This window comes from Methylobacterium sp. WL18, assembly GCF_008040015.1.
Taxonomy (GTDB): Bacteria; Pseudomonadota; Alphaproteobacteria; order Rhizobiales; family Beijerinckiaceae; genus Methylobacterium; species Methylobacterium mesophilicum.
Genome location: NZ_VRVD01000862.1, coordinates 1 through 1,607, shown reverse-complemented (window position 1 = coordinate 1,607; position 1,607 = coordinate 1). Strand labels below are relative to the sequence as shown.

Here is a 1,607-nt window from a genome sequence, read left to right as displayed (position 1 = left end):
GGCCGGGCCATCGCCCCCGCGGGCGCTGGACCCGCTCCCGGATCTTCCTGGCGCCCGGGCGGCTGCGCAGCCTGGTCCGGCGCAGCGAGGGCGGGCTCGTCCTGCTGGCGACCGTGGTGGGCTGCGTCAGCGGGCTGGCGGTCTCGGCCATGACCTGGGTGACGCAGGCTCTGCGGGAGACGCTCTACCACCTCCCGGCGGGGACCCGGCTCAGCGCCGCCGACGCGGTCGCGCCGCCGCTCCTGCTGATCGGCCCCTGTCTCGGCGGCGTGCTGCTCGGGTTGCTGATCCTCGTGGCGAACTACCTGCGCGGGCCGCGCAAGCGACCGGCCATCGATCCGATCGAGGCCAATGCCCTGCACGGTGGCCGGATGTCCCTGCGGGACAGCCTCTACCTTGCCCTGCAGAACGTGATCTCGAACGGCTCAGGGGCCTCCGTGGGGTTGGAGGCGGGCTACACGCAGCTCGCCTCCGGCCTCGCCTCGCGGCTCGGCATCGCCTTCGAGGTCCGCCGGGGCGACCTGCGGACCCTGGTCGGGTGCGGGGCGGCCGGGGCCATCGCGGCGGGTTTCGGGGCGCCGCTGGCCGGGGCGTTCTACGCCTTCGAGCTGATCATCGGCACCTACTCGATCGCCACCCTGGCGCCGGTGGTGGTCGCGGCGCTCTGCGGCAACCTCGTCTCTCGGGCGCTGATCCACACGCAGCCGCTGGTCGATCTCGGCGACATGCAGGCGGTCACGACCTCGCACATCACCAGCCTCGAGATCCTGCCGAGCCTCGCCCTCGGGCTGATCTGCGCGCTGCTCGGCATCCTGATCATGCGCGGCGTCACCCTGGTCGAGCGGCTGGTCCAGGCCTCCGGCCTGCCCCGGGCGGCCGGTCCCGCCTTCGGGGGGCTGTGCGTCGGCGCGCTGGCGCTCGTCGCGACGCCGCAGGTGCTCTCGGGCGGCCACGGAGCCCTGCACATGCACTTCGCCGCCGAGGGGCAGGGGCACGGAGCCGCGTTTCTGGCCGGCTTGTTCGCCGCCAAGGCGACGGCCACGGCGATCTCGATCGGTTCCGGGTTCCGGGGCGGCCTGTTCTTCGCGTCGCTGTTCCTGGGGGCGATCGCCGGTAAGCTGTTCGCCGCCCTGGCCCCAGACCTCCTGCCCGCGATGGCGGTCTTCGGCCTCACGCCGCTGGCCTACGCGGTGATCGGCATGAGCGCGCTCGCCGTGGCGATCATCGGCGGCCCATTAACCATGACGTTTCTAGCGCTGGAGATAACCGGCAGCCTGCCGATCACCGGGCTCGTGCTGGCGGCAGTGATCGCCTCCTCGCTGACCGTCCGGAAGATCTTCGGCTACTCCTTCGCGACCTGGCGCTTCCACCTGCGCGGCGAGACCATCCGCAGTCCCCACGATGTCGGCTGGATCCGCTCTCTGACCGTGGGCCGGCTGATGCGCCGGGACGTCGCCACCGTGGCGGTGGACACGCCGCTGCCGACCTTCCTGCGCGCGCATCCGCTGGGCTCCCCCTCCCGGGTGGTCGCCGTGGATGCGCAGGGCCGCTACGCCGGGATCGTGAACGTCCCCGAGGCGCATGCCGCCGCCCGCGACGCCGAGGCC

At 73.1% G+C, this 1,607-nt stretch carries 1 protein-coding gene; it reads left to right on the top strand.

The window, feature by feature from the left end; all coding sequences use genetic code 11:
- Positions 1-62: 62 nt before the first annotated feature.
- The coding region (locus tag FV228_RS29110) for a chloride channel protein (protein ID WP_348645075.1) at positions 63-1,607 on the top strand (1,545 nt) is incomplete at its 3' end.